This window comes from Aeromonas sp. ZOR0001, assembly GCF_000801015.1.
GTDB classification, from domain to species: domain Bacteria; phylum Pseudomonadota; class Gammaproteobacteria; order Enterobacterales; family Aeromonadaceae; genus Aeromonas; species Aeromonas veronii.
This window is the reverse complement of sequence record NZ_JRJY01000037.1, coordinates 60,573-82,291: the sequence shown is the minus strand read 5'-3', so window position 1 is coordinate 82,291 and position 21,719 is coordinate 60,573. Positions and strand designations below refer to the sequence as shown.

The window sequence follows — 21,719 nt, the reverse complement described above, 5'->3', positions numbered from 1 at the left end:
ATGCCGATCCGTATTTTGCCACCCATTCTGGCCAACCAGATTGCAGCCGGAGAGGTGGTGGAGCGGCCCTCTTCTGTGGTGAAAGAGCTGGTGGAGAACAGCCTGGATGCGGGGGCCGACCGGGTCGAGATCGACATCGACAAGGGGGGCGCCAAGCTGATCCGCATCCGTGACAACGGCTGCGGTGTCGCCAAAGATGAGCTGGTACTGGCGCTGTCGCGTCATGCAACCTCCAAGGTGGCCACGCTGGATGATCTGGAAGGGATCAACAGCCTCGGTTTTCGCGGTGAAGCGCTCGCCTCCATCAGCTCGGTCTCCCGTCTCACCTTCACCTCCCGTACCGCCGATCAGTCCGAAGCCTGGCAAGCCCAGGCGGAAGGGCGCGAGATGAGCGTCACCATCAAGCCGGCGGCCCATCCGGTGGGCACCACGGTGGAGGTGGTGGATCTCTTCTTCAATACCCCCGCGCGGCGCAAGTTCATGCGCAGCGAAAAGACCGAGTTTGCCCACATCGACGAGCTCGTGCGCCGCATCGCGCTCTCCCGCTTCGATGCCACCCTGATCCTGCGCCACAATGGCAAGGTGGTGCGCCAGTACAAGGCCGCCAATACCGTGCCGGAGCAGGAGCGTCGCCTCGCCGCCGTTTGCGGCACCCCCTTCATGCACCATGCGCTGGCGGTGGAGAGCGAACACAGCGATGTGTGTTTGTGGGGCTGGTTGGCGACTCCGGAGGGGGCAAGACCGCAAAACGATCTGCAATACACCTACGTAAACGGCCGGATGATGCGCGACAAGCTCATCAATCACGCTATTCGTCAGGCCTATGACGAGTTGTTGCCTCCCGACCGCTTCGCCGCCTATGTGCTCTATATCGAGCTGGATCCCCGTCAGGTGGATGTCAACGTCCACCCGGCCAAGCATGAGGTGCGCTTCCATCAGGCGCGGCTGATCCACGACTTTATCTTTCAGGCGTTGTTTACTGCGCTGCGCCGCGAAGGAGTCAGCGCCGCTCATCAGGACGCGCCGCTGGCCGAAACTCTGGTCGAGTTGCCGGTCAGTCCGCAGATCGAATATCCCGGTCAGGCGCCACGCCCGGAGTGGTACGGTGCCGAGCACAGCTACCGGGCACCTGCACAGGTGCGGGAAGGGAACGGTGGTGGTGCAGGCAGGGTCAGCAACTATCAACCGCCCGAGCCCCCAAGCCGGGAGGTGATGCGCGGCATGGGCGCTCTGCTCACTACGCTGCCTATCGCAATTGCGGCTGAGGCTGTTCCCGCACAGCCCACCGACACAGTGCCGTCACCCAAACAGGGGGGATGTCGCGCCCTGACACTGGTGGAGCAGGCCTACCTGTTGATCGAGAGGGATAATCAGCTGGCGCTGCTCTCGCTGGTACGCGCCGAGCGGGTACTGCTGCGCCACTGGCTGCTGGAGACCTGGGGCCAGGGACTGGCGGCCCAGCCACTGTTGCTGCCGGTCTCCTTCAAATTGCCGAAGAATTTGATTGCGCTGGTGACCGAGCAGGAACGTTTGCTGAAACGGATGGGGCTGGAGTTGAAAAGCGGGGGGCGCGACACCATGATCCTGACTCGGGTGCCGGCTCTGCTGCGCCAGACCGATCTGGTGCGTCTGTTACCCGAATTGCTGCAAATTATCGAGGGCGGATCTGACAGTGATGCTGGTCAGCAGGCTGAAGTATTATGCCAATGGCTGGTGGAGCAGGGGATAAGCCGCGAGAAGATATACGATTTTTCAACTGCCAGTCGTCTGCTGACGGAACTTGTGACAGATTTCAGTGACCAACTGGCAGACATTCGCATGGTGCGCCCCCTTTCGCTGGCGACCGTGCTGGAGGAGTTTGAACATGGCGAGTGACTTGCCGACCGCAATTTTTCTGATGGGGCCGACGGCCTCCGGCAAGACGGATCTCGCCATTGAACTGTGCCAGGCATTGCCTTGCGACATCATCAGCGTCGATTCTGCACTGATCTATCGCGGCATGGATATAGGTACGGCCAAGCCGACTGCCGATGAGCTGGCGCGGGCCCCGCACCGGCTGATCGACATTCTTGATCCCGCTGTGAGCTATTCGGCAGCCGATTTTTGCAAGGATGCCCTGCGGGAGATGAAAGAGATCGCCGATCGCGGCCGCATTCCGCTGCTGGTGGGCGGCACCATGCTCTATTTCAAGGCGCTGCTGGAGGGGTTGTCCCCATTGCCCTCTGCCGATCCCGCCATTCGTGCCGGGATTGAGGAAGAGGCTACCCGCCTCGGTTGGCAGGCGCTGCACGATGAGCTGGTGCGCATCGACCCGGTGGCCGGTGCGCGGATCCACCCCAATGACCCGCAGCGACTCTCTCGGGCGCTGGAGGTCTACCGTATCAGCGGCAAGACCCTTACCGAGTTGACGCAAGTGCAGGGGGAGGGCTTGCCCTATCGGGTGCAGCAGTTTGCCATCGCCCCGAGCGAACGCGCCGTGCTGCATCAGCGGATCGAACAGCGCTTTGACAAGATGCTGCAAGGCGGCTTTGAACAGGAGGTTCGTGCGCTGATGGCGCGCGGCGATCTGCACCCGGATCTCCCCTCCATTCGCTGTGTGGGTTATCGCCAAATGTGGGACTACCTGTGCGGTGAAGTAGGGTATGATGAGATGCGTTATCGTGGCATTGTTGCCACACGCCAATTGGCAAAACGACAGATGACCTGGTTGCGCGGCTGGCCCGATGTGACCTGGTTGGAATCTGGTGAGTCTGGCAATCTCGACCGCGTGCTTGCTCGCGCTGGTGCGGCTTGACACTCCCTGTATAATCAGGTTGTTATATTGATATTCGGTGTTTAAAAACAACAAACTATAAGGAAAAGAAAAATGGCTAAGGGGCAATCTCTCCAAGACCCGTTTTTGAATGCGCTGCGCCGTGAGCGGATTCCTGTTTCTATCTATTTGGTGAACGGCATCAAACTGCAAGGTCAGATCGAGTCTTTTGACCAGTTTGTTATCCTGCTGAAAAACACCGTGAGCCAGATGGTTTACAAGCACGCCATCTCGACTGTCGTACCGGCCCGTGCCGTCAATCATCACCAGCCCACTCCGGGTGGCGCGGCTGATGAACAAGGTGATGCCGAGGCGTGATATCCTTGGGCGAGTCGACTCGCCAACTCAGATTCATCATGATTCCTGTTAAGGAGCAAGCGCTTGTTTGACCGTTATGAAGCTGGCGAACAGGCCGTTCTGGTGCATGTCAACTTCAGTGATGAGGGTGAGCGGGAGGATCTGGAAGAGCTCAAGATGTTGGTGAGCTCGGCCGGAGTCAATGCGCTGGGGGTAATTACCACCAGTCGCAGTGCGCCCAGTGCCAAATTTTTTGTCGGCAGTGGCAAGGCTGAAGAGATCGCGTCCCAAGTCCAGATGCTGGATGCCGACGTCGTCATCTTCAACCATGCCCTGACCCCTGCCCAGGAGCGCAACCTGGAGCGTCTGTTCCAGTGCCGGGTGGTGGATCGAACCGGCCTGATCCTCGATATCTTTGCCCAGCGCGCCCGAACCCACGAAGGAAAACTGCAGGTCGAACTGGCCCAGTTGCGCCATCTTTCCACTCGTCTGGTGCGAGGCTGGACCCACCTTGAGCGTCAAAAGGGCGGGATCGGTCTGCGTGGCCCGGGTGAAACCCAGCTTGAAACCGACCGACGTCTGTTGCGGGAACGCATCAAGGCGATTTTGCGTCGGCTCGACAAGGTGGCCAAGCAGCGGGAGCAGGGACGCCGTGCCCGCAACCGCAACGAAGTGCCGACGGTGTCACTGGTTGGTTATACCAACGCCGGAAAGTCCACTTTGTTCAACCAACTTACAGCTGCCAGCGTGTATGCTGCCGACCAATTGTTCGCAACTCTGGATCCTACCCTGCGTAAACTGGTGATCCGGGATGTGGGTGATGTGATTTTGGCGGATACAGTTGGATTTATTCGACACTTGCCCCATGATCTGGTCGCGGCCTTCAAGGCGACCCTGCAGGAGACCCGTGAAGCGGATCTGCTGCTGCATGTGGTGGACTGTGCCGATGAGCAGATGCAGGAGAATATCGATTCCGTGCAGCAGGTGTTGGCCGAGATCGAAGCCGATGACAGGCCCCAGCTGATGATCTGCAACAAGATCGACAAGCTGGCGGATCGTCCTGCAGGTCTGGAGCGAGATGACGAGGGGCGCCCGTTGCGCGTCTGGTTGTCGGCCCAGACTGGTGAAGGTTGTGAGCATCTGTTTACGGCGCTGACCGAATTGCTGGCTGGCTCCATGGTGCATCACACCCTGCAGTTGCCTCCTTCTGCCGCGAGATTGCGCAGTGCGCTCTATCAGCTGAAAGGGATTGAGCAGGAAGGTTTTAGCGAGGAGGGTGATTTCGTGCTGGAAGTCCGCTTGCAAGTGGCCGACTGGAACCGCCTCGTGAAACAGGAAGGTGAGAGTTTACAACGCTTTATCAGGTATTGATTCGTTGATGAAGATGAACCCTTAGGGGCTTCTCAACGTATGACGGCCCGATAGAGATGATATCCATCCGCATGTATTAATGGAGACGCTGATGGCTTGGAATGAGCCTGGTAACAACGGCAAAGACCGTGACCCTTGGGGGAATAACGGCAAGAATCAGGGACCCCCTGATCTGGATGAAATGCTGCGCAAAGTGAGTCGCCGTTTCGGTGGCTTGTTTGGTGGCGGCAAATCTGGCGGCGATGTAGGTCGCTTTGGTATCTCCATCGCGCTGGTTGTGGCTGTGGTGGTGTGGGTCGTCAGCGGCTTCTACACCATTCGCGAAGCGGAGCGTGGTGCCGTGCTGCGGTTTGGCAAGTTTTCCCATATTGTCGAGCCGGGCCTGCGCTGGAAGCCGACCTTTATCGATCAGGTGATCCCGGTGGACGTTGAGTCCGTGCGCTCCCTGCCTGCCTCCGGTTTCATGCTGACTCAGGATGAGAACGTGGTACGGGTCGAGATGGACGTGCAGTACCGTGTGGTCAATCCTGAGCAGTATCTGTTCAGCGTGACCAATGCCGACGAGAGTCTGGGTCAGGCCACCGATAGCGCCCTGCGCTATGTAGTGGGTCATACCCGGATGGATGATGTCCTGACTACCGGTCGTGAGAAGGTGCGTCAGGAGACCTGGCAGGTGATCGATGGCATCATCGAGCCTTACCAGATGGGTCTGCAGATCGTCGACGTCAACTTCCTGCCGGCGCGTCCGCCGGAAGAGGTGAAAGACGCGTTTGATGACGCCATCTCCGCTCAGGAAGATGAACAGCGTTTCATTCGTGAAGCAGAAGCCTATGCCCGTGAAGTGGAGCCCAAGGCTCGTGGCCAGGTGAAGCGTCTGGAGCAGGAAGCGGAAGCTTACAAATCCCAGATCGTGTTGAAAGCCCAGGGTGAAGTTGCTCGCTTCAACGAGCTGCTGCCCCAGTATCTGGCTGCCCCCGAGCTGACCCGTGAGCGTATCTATCTGGAAACGATGGAAGAGCTCTATCAGCAGGCCAACAAGGTGGTGGTCGACATGCCGGCTGGCAACAACAGCATGATCTACCTGCCGCTCGACAAGCTGTCCGGCAAGCCGAAGGCTGCCCAGTCTGATCGTACCACTGTCGCCCCGGTCACAGAGCAGGTCCCCGTTTCCAACGAGGGTGCCAACTCTACCCCGACAATGCCGCTGCGTAGCGGTGACCGCTTCAGCTCAGGGAGAAACTGATAGATGAAAAAGCTAGCTATTGGTGCAATCGCTGTCGCGGCCATGGTCTGCTTCTCCTCTGTCTTTATCGTTGATGAAGGTCAGAAGGGGATTGTGGTGCAGTTTGGCAAGGTGAAGCGGGTTGACTCCGGTGAACCCCGCCTCTATGAGCCGGGCCTGCACTTCAAGGTGCCGCTCATCGACCAGGTTCGCAAGATGGATGCCCGCATCCAGACCATTGACAGCCAGGCCGACCGTTTTGTCACCTCCGAGAAGAAAGACCTGATCATCGACTCTTACGTGAAGTGGAAGATCGAGGACTTCTCCAAGTACTACCTGGCAACCGGTGGTGGCAACAAGCTGCAGGCTGAAGATCTGCTCAAACGCAAGATCAATAACGGTCTGCGTTCCGAGATCGGTAACCGCACCATCAAGGACATCGTCTCCGGTGAGCGCAGTACCGTGATGGAAGATGCCTTGAAGAAGATGGCGCGCTCCTCCGAGCTCGGTATCAAGGTGGTGGATGTGCGGATCAAGCAGATCAACCTGCCGGTGGAAGTCTCCAACTCCATCTACCAGCGGATGCGCGCCGAGCGTACCGCAGTTGCCCGTGAGCACCGCTCTCAGGGGCGCGAGAAGGCTGAAATCCTGCGTGCCGATATCGACCGCAAGGTGACCGTCATGATCGCCGACGCCGAGAGTAACGCTCGCCAACTGCGTGGTGAAGGGGATGCGGAAGCCGCCAAGATCTATGCCGACAGCTACAAGAAAGACCCCGAGTTTTTCAGCTTCGTGCGTAGCATGGAGGCCTATCGCAAGAGCTTTGCCGGTGGCAACGACCTGATGGTGCTCAAGCCGGACAGCGAGTTCTTCCGTTACCTCAAGTCTCCTCACGGCACCAAGCAGTAATCGCCACGAGGTCACATTCAAAGGGTCTGCATTGTCAGACCCTTTTGTTTTTGGTGCCAATGCCAGCCGTTGACCCGAGGGGCTGGTTGCATTGAAGGAGATCGGATGCTGACATCCATGCTGATGGGGTTGGGATTGCTGTTGTTGTTCGAGGGGCTCGGCCCGCTGTTGATACCAAGGGCATGGCAGCAGATGTTACGGCTGCTGAGCGATCAGCCACCGGAGCAGTTGCGCCGTATCGGCGGCTCGCTAGTGGTGGCGGGTAGCGTGATCCTCTGGATGCTCAGTCGCTGAGTCTGGCGCAATGTACTGTCCAGCAGATAGCAGACAATAAAAAAGAGGCCGAAGGCCTCTTTTTTCATGCATGTCGTTTACTCAGGCACTGCGCTGCACGGCCATGTGGGCCAGTGTTTCCAGCGCGTGCTTGTGCGGGGAGTCCGGCAGGATGGCGAGGGCGGCAATGGCCTTGTCGGCCTCTTCCCTGGCACGCATGCGGGAGTACTCCAGCGCGCCAGTGCGGTCGAGAATGCCAAGGATCTGCTCAAGATGCTCCATGCCGTTGCGGTGTTCGATGGCATCGCGCACCAGCTGGCGCTCTTCCGGTGTGCCCACTTCCATGGCGCGCAGCAGCGGCAGGGTCGGTTTGCCTTCGGCCAGATCGTCGCCGACGTTCTTGCCCATCTCTTCGCTATGGGAGCAGTAGTCCATCACGTCATCGATGATCTGGAACGCGGTGCCCAGATACTTGCCGTAATCGGTCATGGCCTGCTCGACGGGCTCGGGCTGATGGGTCAGCACGGCGGCGAGTCGGGTAGCGGCCTCGAACAGCTTGGCGGTCTTGCAGTAGATGACCGTCATGTAGCTCTCTTCGGTGGTATCCGGATCGTTGCAGTTCATCAGCTGCAACACTTCCCCTTCGGCGATGGTGTTGGTGGCATCCGAGAGGATCTCCATCACCCGCAGGTTGGAGAGTTCGGCCATCATCTGGAAGGAGCGGCTATAGAGGTAGTCACCGACCAGCACGCTGGCGGCATTGCCAAACATGGCGTTGGCGGTCTCCCTGCCACGGCGCAGGTCGGATTCGTCGACCACGTCGTCATGCAGCAGGGTAGAGGTGTGAATGAATTCGATGATGGCGGCCAGTTTCAGGTGATCCTCACCCTCATAGCCCAGCGCACGCGCAGCCATCACGGTCAGCATTGGGCGCATCCGTTTCCCGCCGGCGCTGACAATGTAGAAACCCAGCTGATTAATCAGACTAACGTCGGACTGGAGTCGGGCCAGGATCAGTTCATTGACCGCCGTCATGTCGGCGGCACAGAGCGCACGGATAGTCTGTTGGTCCATAAGTCTCGTAACGTGACAGCAGCAATAACTGCGATTTTAGTAATGGCAGGGATTCTACACGATTTCACAATGGGTTACAGTTAGGCGTTTATCCACGGCGGCAGATATGCGCACAAAATAAACTTTTTGCTAAATTGGCCTTGCCTGAGCAGATCGATTTGCGTAGAATGCCCGCCCATTGTTATAGGTTTTTGCGCATGTCTAGCCTTGAGCAAAAGACATGCCTTTACGGAGTTAATCAAATGTACGCGGTATTCCAAAGCGGCGGAAAACAACACCGTGTGGCCGAAGGTCAAATCGTTCGTCTGGAAAAGCTGAACGTTGAGACTGGCGCTACCATCGACTTCAACGAAGTTCTGATGGTTGCTGCAGGCGACACTTTTAAAGTAGGTGCTCCTTTCGTTGAAGGTGGCAAGGTTGTAGCTGAAGTTGTGGCTCACGGCCGTGGCGAGAAAGTGACTATCGTCAAGTTCCGTCGTCGTAAGCACCATCGTAAGCAAGCGGGCCACCGTCAGTGGTTCACTGAAGTCAAAATCACTGGCATCAGCGCTTAATTAGAGGAGTCCGATAAATGGCACACAAAAAAGCTGGCGGTTCATCCCGCAACGGTCGCGATTCTGAAGCTAAACGCCTGGGCGTGAAGCGTTTCGGCGGCGAAACAGTTCTGGCTGGCAGCATCATCGTTCGTCAACGTGGTACCAAGTTCCACGCTGGCACCAACGTTGGTCTGGGCAAGGATCACACCCTGTTCGCTACCGCGACTGGTAAAATCCTGTTCGAAGTTAAAGGTCCGCTGAATCGTAAGTACGTTAGCATCGTTGCTGAGTAATTACGGACCGCAAGGATCCGAAGCCCCGCCAACAGGCGGGGCTTTTGTTTTTCTGACGTCTTTCTGATGTCGTTGACGAAAAAACGGAACGCAGCTGACTTTGGCTCTGACGGGCATGATTGGCAAGATGCGTATCGCCCGCAGGGGTCTGTACCACTATAATTGCGTATCGGTTTTTCGAATTAAGGTGACGGTTACCTATGAAGTTTGTTGATGAAGTCCAGATTCGAGTCGATGCCGGTGACGGTGGTAACGGTTGTGTAAGCTTTCGCCGTGAAAAATATATTCCCAACGGTGGTCCGGACGGCGGTGACGGCGGTGACGGTGGCGACGTATATCTGATCGCCGACGAAAACCTCAATACCCTGATCGACTACCGTTTCGAGCGTTTCCATGCTGCCGAGCGTGGCGAGAATGGCCAGAGCGCCAACTGTACCGGTCGCCGCGGCAAGGACAAGATCCTGCGTGTGCCGGTCGGTACCCGTGCGACCGATGAAGATACCGGTGAACTGCTGGGGGATCTGACCCACCACGAGCAGAAGCTGCTGGTTGCCAAAGGTGGTTTCCACGGTCTGGGCAACACCCGCTTCAAGAGCTCCGTCAATCGTGCTCCCCGTCAGAAGAGTAACGGTACTCCGGGTGAAGTGCGTACCCTGAAGCTGGAGCTGCTGCTGCTGGCCGATGTCGGCATGCTGGGTCTGCCCAACGCAGGCAAGTCTACCTTTATTCGCGCCGTTTCTGCGGCTCGCCCGAAAGTGGCTGATTACCCCTTCACTACCCTGGTACCGAACCTGGGTGTGGTGCGTGGTGAGAACTCCCGCTCCTTCGTGATCGCCGATATCCCGGGTCTGATCGAAGGTGCTGCCGAAGGCGCAGGTCTGGGTATCCGCTTCCTGAAACACCTCGAGCGTTGCCGCGTGCTGATCCACCTGGTGGATATCTGCCCGGTTGATGGCTCCGATCCTGCTGAAAATGCCGTGACCATCGTCAAGGAGCTGGAGAAGTACAGCCCGGAACTGGCTGGCAAGCCGCGCTGGTTGGTGTTTAACAAGATGGACCTGATCCTGGAAGAGGAAGCCCAGGAGGTGATGGATCGCGTCAAGGCGGCCCTGAACCACGAAGGTCCGGTCTATGCCATCACTGCCATCAGCAAGGAAGGCACCAAGAAGGTCTGCTACGACATTCTGGATCTGCTGGATACCATGCCCCGTCAGCTGGCGGAAGATGCCAAAGACGCCATCGAGAAGGTGGAGTTCAAGTGGGACGACTACCACAAGAACCAGTTGGCCAAGGCTGAAGCGGAAGCACTGGCTGCCTCTCTTGCCTTCGATGAAGGGCTTGATGATGACGATTGGGATGACGACGAAGATGATGGCGTTGAAGTCATCTACGTCCGTGACTGATCCCCGTCACTCTCATTGAAAACCGGAGCCTGCACAGGCTCCGGTTTTTTTATGTCTATCGAGCAGCAACTCATTAGGTATATTTGTGATGTCACTTATTGCCTGCCACTGATAACCGATTATACTGCCCACCAAAATTAACAATAACGAAACAATCATCTGGCGATGTCGATTGAATCGATATGCGCCGCTGTATCTTATTGTTTTAATAGGAGGTTTACCTGTGGAAATATTTATGCGCAGATTTCTGCTTTAAGGGGTTGTTTGTGCATTTTTTTAGAGTATTCTTGCGCCCGTTTTGCCGGTTAATGCATGAATACGCAGGTTGGCCGGGCTAGGGAAAAGTAACATTAGGGCAGTCATATCATGTTGGAAAAGAGTCTCGAAGCACCTGCGGTCAATACTCGCCGTAACTTGTTGATGTTTCTGGTTCCGTCACTTATCGGGATCCTGCTGTTCATGACGCCGGTCGTCTATGACGGTAACGTCACCATCCCGGTGGCCGTGCTGGCCAAGCTGGTACAGCGCGTTTTTGCCGATTATCTGGTCGCCATGGTCAGTGCGGTGATCACCACCACCATGCTGATGACGCTGATTGCCTGGTGGTTCAAGCCAGCGATTCTGGTGCGTCGTCCTTTCCTCAACAGCTTGTTCAATGTCTCCCCTTTCTGGGCCTGCGTGCGGGTATTGGGCGGTATCTTCGTGCTGCTGACCTTCTTCCAGGTGGGGCCTGAGGTGCTTTACTCCGGCGCAACCGGTGGACTGGTGCTCATCGATCTGCTGCCGGTGCTGTTCTCGGTCTTCATTTTTGCCGGCCTGCTGCTGCCGTTGCTGCTCGATTTCGGGCTGCTGGAATTTGTCGGCACCATGATGACCCGCATCATGCGTCCGGTGTTCCGGTTGCCGGGTCGTTCGGCTGTGGACTGCTTTGCCTCCTGGCTCGGCGATGGCAGCGTCGGTATCCTGCTGACCAGCAAGCAGTACGAAGGGAAGTTCTATACCCAGCGTGAAGCCGCGGTGATTGGCACTACCTTCTCTGCCGTCTCCATCACCTTCTGTCTGGTGGTGATCTCCCAGGTGAAGCTGGAGCACATGTTCGTCCCCTTCTACCTGACCGTCTGTCTGGCGGGGGTGGTTGCCGCCATCGTGGTGCCGCGTCTGCCACCGCTCTGCTGGAAGAAAGACATCTATGCCGATGGCACTCCCCTGTGCCGCAAGCAGGAAGCAGTGCCGCACCAGCACAGCGTGATGAGCTATGGTTTCGAGCGTGCCCTGACCAAGGCTGACAGCATGACAAATCTCGGCGCCGTCGCGCGAGAAGGGGTGAAGAATGCACTGGATATGGTGTTTGGCGTGCTGCCGGTGGTGATGGCGATCGGTACCTGCGCCCTGATACTGGCCGAACATACCCCTATCTTCAACTGGCTTGGCGCTCCGTTCGTCCCCTTGCTGGAGCTGCTGCAACTGCCGGAGGCGGAAGCGGCTTCCAAGACCATCATGGTCGGTTTTGCCGACATGTTCATTCCGGCAGTGTTGGCCTCGACCATCGAGAGTGACATGACCCGCTTCGTGATTGCCGCCATGTCAGTGACCCAGCTGATCTATATGTCGGAAGTGGGCGCCCTGCTGCTGGGCAGCAAGATCCCGGTCAAGCTGTGGGAGCTGTTCGTTATCTTCCTGCTGCGCACTCTGGTTACCTTGCCCGTTATTGCCGGGGTGGCACACCTGCTGTTCTAAGGACGCAGCGCAGTGAAAAACGGTCAACCTCGGTTGACCGTTTTCTTTTTCGCAGTAACGGGAGAGAGTCCCCCTTCGGTTGGCTCAGCCTGTAGTGACGGGACACTGGATGGTCAGCGAGTGGATTGTGTTGGCGATGCGATAGGGCTTGGCTGCCTTGTAGACCTTCTTCTCGTCGTCATAGCTTCCCCCCAGATACTGGGTGCTGTAGAGAGTCTGCTGACGACGATCGGTCTCCTTGTAACCTTGCGGGCAGGTCTGGTTGGCCTGCTGGAAGCAGGCTTTCATGCTGCTGCACTCTATGTAGAAGCCGCGCTGGCTGGGATCGGCAAGGTGCACCGGGGTGACGGTAGGGGCGGGGGGAGACAACAGGGCGCAACCGGAGAGCGTCAGTGCGCCCAGCAGAACGAGATGTTTTGACATAGATAACCTGAACAGTGTGGTGTGACAAAGAGTGAGGGGGAGTCTATTGCTCCCCCTTCGCTATAGGGGCACCGTTATAACCAGCCGGGGGCGCTCAGGCCAGCCCGCAAATGTAAGAAAATATGATCCACCCACGGGCTTGTGCGGCCAGCAGGATGAGCGTTCAAACAATACTTGCCTGAGATTTGTTCCGTTCGATTGCTGCCGCTTGGCAGGCAGAGTGTGGCAGGAGATAGTGATTCATTCAGGTATCCCGTGCTACATTGCCCCACTTGTTACTGGCCTGTAAATCAATGGAGTGACCCATGTCTGCCATCCCCTATTCCGTGCTCGATCTGGTGCCTGTTGCCGAAGGTTCCGTGCCTGCCGAGTCGTTTCGCCGTTCACGGGATCTTGCCCGCCATGCCGAGGGTTGGGGTTACCAGCGCTACTGGCTGGCTGAACATCACAACATGCCGGGCATTGCCAGTGCCGCCACCTCGGTGCTGATCGGTCATCTGGCCGAGGCCACCACCACTCTGCGGATCGGCGCGGGTGGCATCATGCTGCCGAACCACTCGCCACTGGTGATTGCCGAGCAGTTTGGCACTTTGGCTTCTCTCTATCCCGACCGCATCGATTTGGGCCTTGGTCGCGCCCCCGGTACCGATCAGCGCACCATGCGGGCGCTACGGCGTATGCGCAGTGGCGAGGTGGATGATTTCCCAGCCGATGTGCGCGAGCTGATGAGCTATTTTGGCGACGAGATTGGCGCGGTGCAGGCGGTGCCCGGCCAGGGGCTGCATCTGCCTATTTGGCTGCTGGGTTCCAGCCTTTACAGCGCGCAACTGGCGGCGGCGATGGGTTTGCCGTTCGGGTTTGCCTCCCATTTTGCTCCCGCCATGTTGCTGCAGGCGCTGGAGATCTATCGTAGCCAGTATCGCCCCTCTGCGCGCTGGCCCAAGCCCCATGCGGTGGTCTGTATCAATATGATCGCCGCCGACAGCGAGCGCGAAGCCCGCTTTCAGTTCACTACCGTGCAGCAGCAGTTTTTGCGCCTCCATCGCGGTGATGCGGGCAAGCTGCCCGCGCCGGTCGTCCAGCTTGGCGACGAGTGGGCACCCCGGGAGCTGATGGCGATGGAGCAGACCTTAGCCCGCTCTCTGGTGGGAGATCCGGAGCAGGTTCGTCACGGTCTCAAGGCGCTGCTGGCGGAAACCCGCGCCGATGAGCTGATGTTCAACGGTCCTATCGTCGATCATCAGGCCCGACTGCGTTCTTTCGAGATTGCCGCCGAGCTGATGCAGAGCCTGTAAGCCATGACGAACCCTACTGTCGCGGTGGATGAGGTGTATTGGAATCCCATGGTACCGGAGCTGTCGGTTACCGATCTGGCTCGATCTCTGGTTTTCTATACCGGTTTGTTGGGCTTCTCGGTCCGCTATCGGCGCGATGACCCTCCTTTTGCTTATCTTGAACAGCAACAGGTACAACTGATGCTGGAGCAGGTACATCCGGCGGGTTGGCAGGTCGGGGCGCTGGAGCCACCGTTCGGTCGGGGGATCAATCTGCAGATGGAGCTGACCGAGATCCAGCCGCTACTCGACCGCTTGCAGGCCGCCGGGATTGCACTTTTCCGGCAGCCCACTGAGGTCTGGTATCCAGTGGGCGAGATGCTGGCCGGGCAGCGCGAATTTTTGCTGCAGGATCCCGATGGTTATCTGTTACGGTTTGTGCAATATCTGGGGGAACGAGCGGCTGACTGACAAGATAAAAATCTTAACCATCTGATTTTAAAGGACTGTCAGATGTATGTCGGCCATCTGTCGTGTCACCTTTCGCGGCGCAAGCCCTATGCTGGCCCTGTCAATTACCACAAGGAGTTCGAGATGATCGTCAGGAAGTTGAGATTGCAGCGGGGTTGGTCTCAGGATCAGTTGGCAACGTTGACTGGTTTGAGTGTCCGCACTATCCAGCGGATCGAGCAGGGGCAGCAACCCGGACTGGAATCTCTCAAGGCCCTGGCCGCCGTCTTTGAACTCGATGTGGCTCAACTGGATGGGTCAGAGCAACAGGAGCGCGAGATGAGAGGAAGTGACACTATGGGTCAGGATGCGGTGCAGGTATCGGCAGAGGAGCGGGCGGCAATGCGCTATGTGGAGGAGCTCAAGGGCTTCTATCACCATGCCGCCAGCTACGTGGTGGTGATCTGCGGGCTGTTTGTCATCAACTACCTGAGCAATCCGGAGTACATCTGGGCCTGGTGGCCAACCCTGGGTTGGGGGCTGGGGCTTGCCTCCCATGCTGTTCGGGTGTTTCAGCCCTTCAAGCTGTTTGGCCCCGAGTGGGAGCGGCGCCAGATCGAGAAGCGGCTGGGGCGCAAGTTGTAACTTCATTCGCTGGAAAACAGGGAACCTAAAACAGCAAGCCCGGCAGATTGCCGGGCTTTGTTATTGGAACGGGTTGTGGCAATCCGTGCGGCAGCGACCGCCAGATTGCTGCGTCCCCCTAGCTGGCGTGAACCGGGCAGGGGGTGGCGATCAGGGCATCATCCTCGTAGCGCCACAGGGTGAGGCTGTTGCCCCAGACACAGCCGGTATCGAGTGCCTTGATATCGCTCTTGCCGGTGTTGCCCATCAGGGCCGCCCAGTGGCCGAACACCAGAATGGGGTCATCCACGTGATGCTCGCGCTGCTCGAACCAGGGGCGCAGGCCCGGGGTCGACTCCTTGGGCCCCTTCTTGCATTTGAAGTCGAGACGACCGTCGAAATAGCAGAAGCGCATCCGGGTGAAGGTGTTGATGATGTAGCGGTAGCGGTCGATCCCGACCAGATCATCTTTCCAGCCATCGGGCTGGTCACCGTACATGTTGTGCAGCAGCCAGCTGTACTGGTCACCGCGCAGCAGGCTCTCTACCTCGCGGGCGCAGTTGCGCGCGGTGCGGACATCCCATGCGGGGGAGATCCCGGCATGCACCATCATGATGGGGAGATCCGGATGTTCGGCCAGCAGTGGGCGGTGGCGCAGCCACTCCAGCAGTTCATCCCGATCAGGGGCATCCATCAGGCTTTGCAGCTTGTCTTTCTTCTTGAGCGGTGCAACGCCATCGGCGACCGCCAGCAGGTGCAGGTCGTGGTTGCCGAGCACGGTAACGGCACGGTTGCCCAGCCCTTTGACAAAACGCAGGGTATTGAGGGAGTCCGGGCCGCGGGCGACCAGATCGCCGCAGAGCCAGAGCACGTCATTTTCGGGATCGAACGCGGCAAGATCCAGCAGACGGCGCAAGTCGTCGTAACAGCCCTGGATGTCACCGACAAAACAGTTCGCCATGAAACCTCAGTTGATAATATTGGGGATAGCCAGCGTGAAGGGGGCGATGGGCGCCTCAAACTGCTGACCAGAGCCATCTTGCAGGGTATAGCTCCCTTCCATCACCCCAAGCGGGGTCGCTAGCGGCACGCCGCTCTGGTAGCGGTAGGTCTCACCTTCGGCAATGACGGGTTGTTCCCCGACCACGCCCGGGCCTGCCACTTCCAGCATCTTGCCATTGGCATCGGTGATGAGCCAGCGTCGATGCAGCAGTTGCACCGGGCCGGGCCCCAGATTCTCAATCTCGATCAGATAGTGAAACTGGTAAGGGTCTTTGGAGCCCGCCACATACACGGGGTATGGGCGGATCTCGATGTGCGGGAGTGCCACAGGATCAGGCCTGTTGCTGATCCGCCAGCCAGTTGGCGATCATGACAAACTGCTCGAGGGAGAGATTCTCCGGGCGCAGGTTGCCATCGATACCAAGTTCGGTCAGCTGGGCGTCGGTGATGAAGTTGGAGAAGCTGTTGCGGATGGTCTTGCGACGCTGGCCAAAGCCCTCGGTACAGACGCGATTCAGACAACGAATGTCTTTTGCGACTATGGTCGGATTCTTGTGCGGGATCAGGCGAACCACGGCAGAGTCCACTTTCGGCGCCGGTTTGAAGGCACCCGGGCCCACTTCCAGCACAGGCACTACCTGACAGTAGTACTGGGTCATCACGCTGAGACGGCCATAAGCCTTGCTGCCCGGGCCTGCGGCCAGACGCAACACCACTTCCTTTTGCAGCATGAAGTGCATGTCTTCTACCCGATCAGCGAACTCGCACAGGTGGAAGATGAGCGGGGTGGAGATGTTGTAGGGCAGGTTGCCGAAGATACGCAGCGGCCCCTTGCCTTCACCCATCAGGGTGCCGAAGTCGAAACGCATGGCGTCCGCTTCGATGACGGTCAGCTTGTCTTTGAGAGTCGGGTGCTCGCGCAGGCGAGCTGCCAGGTCCCGGTCAAGCTCGACCACGGTCATTTTGTCCATCTGGGCGGCAACCGGCTCGGTCAGCGCGGCCAGACCCGGACCGATCTCCACCAGATTCTGACCCGGCTGCGGGTTGATGGCGGCGACGATTTGATCGATCACATACCGGTCGTGCAAGAAGTTCTGACCGAAACGCTTACGGGCCGTGTGGCCCATGTGCACCTTACTGCTCATATCTTTTTTTCTCTACCATCTTGATGGCGTGGTTAATCGCGGTGACAAGGCTGCCCGGATCGGCCAGGCTCTTGCCTGCCAGATCCAGCGCGGTGCCGTGATCCACCGAAGTGCGGATGAAGGGAAGCCCCAGGGTGATATTGACCGAACTGCCGAAGCCCTTGTACTTGAGCACGGGCAGCCCCTGGTCGTGGTACATGGCGAGTACCGCATCCGCATCCTTGAGGTATTTCTCCTGGAACAGGGTGTCGGCCGGCAACGGGCCGATCAGATCGATCCCCTCCTGGCGCAGGGTGGCCAGGGCGGGTTCGATCACGTCAATCTCTTCACGTCCAAGATGGCCACCTTCCCCGGCGTGGGGGTTGAGGCCGCAGACGTAAATACGGGGTTTGGCGATACCAAACTTGGTTGTGAGATCCTCGTTGAGGATCCGGATCACCTTGCCGAGGCGATCTTCGGTGATGGCCATCGCTACATAGGCCAGCGGAATATGGGTGGTCGCCAGTGCGACCCGCAGCCCCTCGGTTGCCAGCATCATCACCACATCGGCGGTGTTGGATTGCTGGGCAAAGAACTCGGTGTGGCCACTGAACGAGACCCCGGCCTGGTTGATGATCCCCTTGTGCGCCGGCCCGGTCACCACGGCGGCAAATTCGCCGCTCATGTTGCCATCACAGGCACGCTGCAGGGTAGCCAATACATAGGCGCCATTGCCTTCGTTCAGCTCGCCCGGCACCACAGAAGCGCCGAGGGTGACCGGACAGACGGTCAGAGTGCCCGCCCGCTGGGGGCGGGCAGGGGCAGCGGCATCGTAGGGCTCAAGCTCGATGGGCAGCCCAAGCAGGGTTGCCCGCTCGCGCAGCAGCGCCGGATCGGCGATCACCACCAACTGGTGGGGCCAATCCTGCTGGGCAATCTGCAGCACCAGATCCGGGCCGATCCCGGCCGGTTCGCCCGGGGTAACGGCAAGGCGACGGCAGCTCATCAGCTACCGGCTCCTTCGATCTGGATGTAGGCTTCGTCACGCAGCTCATCCAGCCACGCCTGGGACTCTTCCACGAAGCGACGGTTGTAGATCAGCTGGTAGGCGCGCTGCTCCTGAGCCTTGTCGGTCGCATCCTGGCTGCGGCGATCTTCCACCTGCACGATGTGCCAGCCATGGCTGGTACGGAACGGGGCACTGATCTGGCCCGGTTGCAGACGGTTGACCATGTCGCGGAACTCGGGGACATAGACGTTGGGATCAGACCAGCCCAGTTCGCCACCCTGCACCGCAGAGCCCGGATCTTCGGAGTACTTCTCCGCCATGCTGGCGAAGCTGGCCTTGCCGCTCTTGATGTCGTGCAGAATGCCATCCAGCATCCCCTTGGCTTTCTCTTCGCTCAGGATGATGGAGGGCTTGATCAGGATGTGACGTGCCTTCACCTCGGTCTGCATCACTTGTTGCTGACCCTTGGTGTCGAACACTTTGACGATGTGCAGGCCGGCGCCGGAGCGCAGCGGGCCGACGATGTCGCCCTTCTTGGCACCTTGCACCGCTTCCGCCATCAGGGTCGGCATCTCTTGCGGGCTCATCCAGCCCCAATCACCCCCTTCCAGCGCCTTGGGACCATTACTCTCGGCAATGGCCAGTTTGCGGAAGTCGGCACCTTGCTTGAGGGCGGCCAGAATGCGCTCGATCTTGCTCTTGGCGGCATCCAGCTGGGCGGCTGTGGGGTTGTCCGGCAGGGCAATCTGGATATGGCCGACGTGGTATTCGTTCTGCTGTTGACCCTGTTTCTTCAGGATCTCCACCACCTGCTTCACCTCCTGCTCGGAGATGTTGATACGGCGGCGCACCTGGTTGCGGCGCACCTCGTTCATCAGGATCTCGCGGCGCACCTCTTCCCGATACTGGGCATAGGTCATCCCTTCACGGGCGAGCTGGGCCCGCAGCTGATCCAGGGTCATTTTGTTGTCGGCAGCGATGCCCTGAATAGCCTGTTCCAGCTGGGTGTCGCTGATCTTCAGCCCCTGGCGCTCCGCCAGTTGCAACTGCAGGCTCTCCTGGATCAGGCGATCCAGCGCCTGTTTGCGCAGGGTGGCATCGTCAGGCAGGGACTGGCCGCTCTCTTGAGCGGAGAGTTTTACCTTGTTGACCAGTGCGTCCTGTTGGCTGGACAGCACCACGTCCTTGTTGACCACGGCCAGCACCTTGTCCATCAGCTCGGGCGCAGCCAGTGCGGCCTGGCTCATGGCACCGAACATTCCCGCGGTCAGCAGGGCAATCAGGGTCTTTTTCATATCCATCTCTCAAGGCTGGACCAGCATCATTGCTGGCCTTTCAGATTAAACGGGCGAACATAGGGCAACAGCTCGGTATCCAGTGTGACGCTGCGGCCACCTGTACCCACGCTGCCAAGTCCCTTCATTTCAAACTGCAGACCAATGACTTTTTCCGAAATGGGCTTCAGGGTGACGTTGTCCGGCTGATTGTGCCACTCCAGGCTCATGTTGATGCTCCAGCAGCAGGAGTCGTATTTGACACCGAGCTTGCGGTCAATGTTCACATCCTGCTTGATGTCACGGTAGTAACCGCCATACATCTGCCACTGATCGGCGATCGGCGCCATCATCACCAGACCCGCCTGGCTCAGATCTTCTGCCAGTGCTGTGTTGGTCGGATAGCGATAGTCCAGGTTGCCATCCTTGATGTAGCGGTAGTTGACCTGAGTGGTCAGCTTGCCGGTCCGGTACTCGACTGCACCGTTGCCAGCCGTAAATTCACCCTCGGAGGTATCGTACTGGGTTCCTGCGTGGGCAAACCACTCATCGGTGATCCGGGCATCCCCCTCAAACGAGAGCAGGGAGCGGGCGTTGGTACTTTCCGGATTTGAAGGGTAGAGGCGCACCTTGGGTGGCGTCATTTCAAAGGCCTGGGCTACCGCCAGACGCAACCGTTCATCACCCACATTGTCATAGACCCGGCTGGTCAGGCCAACGGTGACCCGATTGGCATCGCTGATGCGGTCGAGACCGGCAAAGCGGCGATCACTGAACAGGCTGTAGTAATCCTGACGGGTGGTGGTGGAGTCGTAGATCCCGATCTCGTCCTGATTTTTGTAAGGGATATAGAGGTACTGGAACTCGGGTTCCAGGGTCTGGGTGCCCTTGCCATCATACCAGTCGAGTGGCCGATCGAAGTTGACGCCCCCCTTGAGCCGGAAGGATGGCAAAGTGCGGGTAATGGTGCCGTCTTTCAGTACTGATTCGTTCCCTTGCATATACAACTGGGCATTGCGATCTAACGCGGTGTTACCGCTTAGGTTGGGGTGTTTATAAGTATCAGGTACCTCTTGGTTATAGGAGGTAAACATTAGTTTGTACTGACTGGTCAGGTAGTAACCCGGTGCATCCACCAGAGGCACGGTCAGGGTCGGAGCCAGATGCAGACGGGTGGCGGTATAGCGCTCACCGGCCTGCTGGATGGTGGCACTGCCGCTGTCATAGCCAAACTTGGTTAGTTCGCTGTTCCAGGCCAGATCGAACCACGTACCTTGCTGATAGTAGTTGTAGTCGATACGCGGCAGCATCTCGTGGGGCAGTAGAACATACGGACTCAGGATCTGGTAGCGGCGCACCTCGGAGGTGAGGTTCCAGTTGGGCTGGTAGTAGCCGGCGGTAAAGGATTGCTGCAACTGGCTGTCGACCTGAGTACCCACTTGCGGGCTGAAGTCGTTGAAGTAGTTGTAATCCTTGTCGCGCACCTGGGTGTAGTCGATACCAAAACGCAGGCTGCCATCCATCAGGGCGGAACCGTGGCGGACGTTCATCAGGTAGCGATGTCCATCGGACAGGCCAGCCAGACTCGGATTGCTCGGGCTGTACTGCTTGTCATCCGCCAGATTTTCAAAATAGAGAGTGCCGGTGTGGGCGGGGTCCGGCATGTAGCGGAACTCCACCTGTTCCATCAGGCCGCGTTTATCCATAAAACGGGAGGTGATGGTGGCATCGTAGTTGGGAGCTATGTTCCAGTAGAAGGGCTGGGTGATATCCATGCCGTTGCTGGAGCTTTGCTTGTAACCCGGGTAGAGCAGACCGGTCTTCCGCTCATCCTTGATGGGGAAGTTGATATAGGGGAAGTAGAACACCGGGTAATCATAGAGCCAGAGGCTGGCATTCCAGGCTTCGCCGAACACCTCTTTCTGGTCGATGTCGATGCTGCCCGCCTTGAGGGTCCACACTTCCTGACCGGGGGGGCAGGTGGTGTACTGGGCCCCCTCCATGGTGATGTTCTGGTTGTTGTTGGTCATCACCACGCGCTTGGCAAAGCCGCGCACCGGTGAGCCATGCACCTGATACTTGCCCTCTTCCAGTTCGGAGTTCTTGGTATCCAGGTTGGATTTGAGAGTCTTGTCGCTGGTGACGGTCACCTGACCGTCGTTGTAATAGATGTTGCCGATGGCGATGACATCCCGGCTCTTCTGGTCGAGTTGGGCATAGTCGGAGTCAAACTTGCGAACACCCTGACGAACCTTGACGTCGCCTTCATAGACGGCGGTGCCGCCCTGTTTGGCCTCGAGACGGTCGGCATCAACCTCGACCGGCTGTGCGTTGGCATCCTGATCCGATGCAGGCTTCTCTATCTTGGGAACATAGTCATAGCAGAGACTATCGAGAATGCCGGTGGCTGGCGGCGCTTCGAACGGGGCCGCCTGCACCATCATAGGGGTGAGTGCGGGGGCCAGGCTGATAGTCAGGGCGATGGGATAGCGGTACCCCAGTGTCCATTTTGTCATGTGAAAGACTCGTGCAATCCGTGATAGATACGGTTGATCCAAGGCATGCATTTTACGACAGGTTTCATCGAGTTGACATTGCATGTCATTGCTTTA

22 protein-coding genes are annotated in these 21,719 nt (G+C 58.3%); 14 read left to right on the top strand and 8 right to left on the bottom strand.

Going from position 1 to position 21,719, the window contains the following annotated elements:
• The 7 genes from mutL (at nucleotide 1) to L972_RS04740 (ending at nucleotide 6,905) form a co-directional block, all read left to right on the top strand.
• Nucleotides 1-1,875 carry a DNA mismatch repair endonuclease MutL gene (mutL, locus tag L972_RS04770; protein WP_047436274.1) on the top strand — a complete coding sequence of 625 codons (1,875 nt, stop codon included), beginning with the start codon at nucleotides 1-3 and terminating at the stop codon, nucleotides 1,873-1,875.
• A complete protein-coding gene (miaA, locus tag L972_RS04765) occupies nucleotides 1,865-2,794 on the top strand; it encodes a tRNA (adenosine(37)-N6)-dimethylallyltransferase MiaA (protein ID WP_047436147.1) in 930 nt (309 codons plus the stop codon). Before mutL ends, miaA begins: the two co-directional genes overlap by 11 nt.
• Nucleotides 2,795-2,866: 72 nt before the next feature.
• Nucleotides 2,867-3,130 (top strand): RNA chaperone Hfq, encoded by a 264-nt coding sequence (gene hfq, locus L972_RS04760; RefSeq protein ID WP_005339045.1) that lies wholly within the window; start codon nucleotides 2,867-2,869, stop codon nucleotides 3,128-3,130.
• Nucleotides 3,131-3,193: 63 nt separating this feature from the next.
• Nucleotides 3,194-4,480 carry a ribosome rescue GTPase HflX gene (gene hflX / locus L972_RS04755; protein WP_047436144.1) on the top strand — a complete coding sequence of 429 codons (1,287 nt, stop codon included), beginning with the start codon at nucleotides 3,194-3,196 and terminating at the stop codon, nucleotides 4,478-4,480.
• A 91-nt stretch (nucleotides 4,481-4,571) separates the two neighbouring features.
• Entirely contained in the window at nucleotides 4,572-5,723 is a 1,152-nt protein-coding gene (gene hflK, locus L972_RS04750; RefSeq protein WP_047436141.1) for an FtsH protease activity modulator HflK, read from the top strand.
• A 3-nt stretch (nucleotides 5,724-5,726) separates the two neighbouring features.
• Nucleotides 5,727-6,611 (top strand): protease modulator HflC, encoded by an 885-nt coding sequence (hflC, locus tag L972_RS04745; RefSeq protein WP_005339038.1) that lies wholly within the window; start codon nucleotides 5,727-5,729, stop codon nucleotides 6,609-6,611.
• A 105-nt stretch (nucleotides 6,612-6,716) separates the two neighbouring features.
• Complete coding sequence (locus L972_RS04740) at nucleotides 6,717-6,905, top strand: DUF2065 family protein (protein ID WP_005349283.1); 189 nt, start codon at nucleotides 6,717-6,719, stop codon at nucleotides 6,903-6,905.
• Nucleotides 6,906-6,986: 81 nt separating this feature from the next.
• Here L972_RS04740 and ispB read toward each other — a convergent pair whose 3' ends face one another.
• Complete coding sequence (gene ispB, locus L972_RS04735; protein WP_047436139.1) at nucleotides 6,987-7,958, bottom strand: octaprenyl diphosphate synthase; 972 nt, start codon at nucleotides 7,956-7,958, stop codon at nucleotides 6,987-6,989.
• Nucleotides 7,959-8,200: 242 nt separating this feature from the next.
• Here ispB and rplU point away from each other — a divergent pair, with 242 nt between their 5' ends.
• The 4 genes from rplU to L972_RS04715 all read left to right on the top strand — a co-directional run bounded on the left by rplU (nucleotide 8,201) and on the right by L972_RS04715 (nucleotide 11,927).
• Nucleotides 8,201-8,512: a 50S ribosomal protein L21 gene (gene rplU / locus L972_RS20595; protein WP_005304210.1), complete on the top strand. Its 312-nt coding sequence runs from the start codon at nucleotides 8,201-8,203 to the stop codon at nucleotides 8,510-8,512.
• Nucleotides 8,513-8,529: 17 nt separating this feature from the next.
• Nucleotides 8,530-8,787 (top strand): 50S ribosomal protein L27, encoded by a 258-nt coding sequence (gene rpmA, locus L972_RS04725; RefSeq protein ID WP_005339028.1) that lies wholly within the window; start codon nucleotides 8,530-8,532, stop codon nucleotides 8,785-8,787.
• Nucleotides 8,788-8,987: 200 nt separating this feature from the next.
• Nucleotides 8,988-10,190, top strand: a complete 1,203-nt coding sequence (cgtA, locus tag L972_RS04720; RefSeq protein ID WP_005339026.1) for an Obg family GTPase CgtA — start codon at nucleotides 8,988-8,990, stop codon at nucleotides 10,188-10,190.
• A 366-nt stretch (nucleotides 10,191-10,556) separates the two neighbouring features.
• A complete protein-coding gene (locus L972_RS04715; protein ID WP_047436134.1) occupies nucleotides 10,557-11,927 on the top strand; it encodes a YjiH family protein in 1,371 nt (456 codons plus the stop codon).
• Nucleotides 11,928-12,011: 84 nt separating this feature from the next.
• Here L972_RS04715 and L972_RS04710 read toward each other — a convergent pair whose 3' ends face one another.
• Entirely contained in the window at nucleotides 12,012-12,350 is a 339-nt protein-coding gene (locus L972_RS04710) for a hypothetical protein (protein ID WP_047436131.1), read from the bottom strand.
• Nucleotides 12,351-12,655: 305 nt separating this feature from the next.
• On the opposite strand from L972_RS04710, the gene L972_RS04705 reads away from it, so the two are divergent.
• The 3 genes from L972_RS04705 to L972_RS04695 all read left to right on the top strand — a co-directional run bounded on the left by L972_RS04705 (nucleotide 12,656) and on the right by L972_RS04695 (nucleotide 14,719).
• On the top strand, nucleotides 12,656-13,645 hold the full coding sequence (locus L972_RS04705; protein WP_042054888.1) for a luciferase-like monooxygenase: 990 nt from the start codon (nucleotides 12,656-12,658) through the stop codon (nucleotides 13,643-13,645).
• A 3-nt stretch (nucleotides 13,646-13,648) separates the two neighbouring features.
• Nucleotides 13,649-14,095, top strand: coding sequence for a bleomycin resistance protein (locus L972_RS04700; protein WP_193556531.1), 447 nt, complete (start codon nucleotides 13,649-13,651; stop codon nucleotides 14,093-14,095).
• Nucleotides 14,096-14,218: 123 nt separating this feature from the next.
• Complete coding sequence (locus L972_RS04695) at nucleotides 14,219-14,719, top strand: 2TM domain-containing protein (protein ID WP_047436128.1); 501 nt, start codon at nucleotides 14,219-14,221, stop codon at nucleotides 14,717-14,719.
• A gap of 118 nt (nucleotides 14,720-14,837) precedes the next feature.
• On the opposite strand, the gene L972_RS04690 is transcribed toward L972_RS04695, so the two are convergent.
• The 6 genes from L972_RS04690 to lptD are packed head-to-tail and all read right to left on the bottom strand — an operon-like array spanning nucleotide 14,838 to nucleotide 21,623.
• The gene (locus tag L972_RS04690) at nucleotides 14,838-15,659 is read right to left on the bottom strand and encodes a symmetrical bis(5'-nucleosyl)-tetraphosphatase (protein WP_005358331.1); all 822 of its coding nucleotides are present in this window, start codon (nucleotides 15,657-15,659) and stop codon (nucleotides 14,838-14,840) included.
• A 6-nt stretch (nucleotides 15,660-15,665) separates the two neighbouring features.
• Nucleotides 15,666-16,028 (bottom strand): Co2+/Mg2+ efflux protein ApaG, encoded by a 363-nt coding sequence (gene apaG, locus L972_RS04685; protein ID WP_031227971.1) that lies wholly within the window; start codon nucleotides 16,026-16,028, stop codon nucleotides 15,666-15,668.
• Between the two features lie 4 nt (nucleotides 16,029-16,032).
• The gene (gene rsmA, locus L972_RS04680; protein ID WP_005339016.1) at nucleotides 16,033-16,845 is read right to left on the bottom strand and encodes a 16S rRNA (adenine(1518)-N(6)/adenine(1519)-N(6))-dimethyltransferase RsmA; all 813 of its coding nucleotides are present in this window, start codon (nucleotides 16,843-16,845) and stop codon (nucleotides 16,033-16,035) included.
• Nucleotides 16,835-17,830 carry a 4-hydroxythreonine-4-phosphate dehydrogenase PdxA gene (gene pdxA, locus L972_RS04675; RefSeq protein WP_047436125.1) on the bottom strand — a complete coding sequence of 332 codons (996 nt, stop codon included), beginning with the start codon at nucleotides 17,828-17,830 and terminating at the stop codon, nucleotides 16,835-16,837. The genes rsmA and pdxA overlap by 11 nt, the downstream gene beginning before the upstream one ends.
• Nucleotides 17,830-19,128, bottom strand: coding sequence for a peptidylprolyl isomerase SurA (surA, locus tag L972_RS04670; RefSeq protein WP_005349338.1), 1,299 nt, complete (start codon nucleotides 19,126-19,128; stop codon nucleotides 17,830-17,832). The genes pdxA and surA overlap by 1 nt, the downstream gene beginning before the upstream one ends.
• Nucleotides 19,129-19,154: 26 nt before the next feature.
• The gene (gene lptD, locus L972_RS04665) at nucleotides 19,155-21,623 is read right to left on the bottom strand and encodes an LPS assembly protein LptD (protein WP_047436122.1); all 2,469 of its coding nucleotides are present in this window, start codon (nucleotides 21,621-21,623) and stop codon (nucleotides 19,155-19,157) included.
• Nucleotides 21,624-21,719 lie beyond the last annotated feature (96 nt).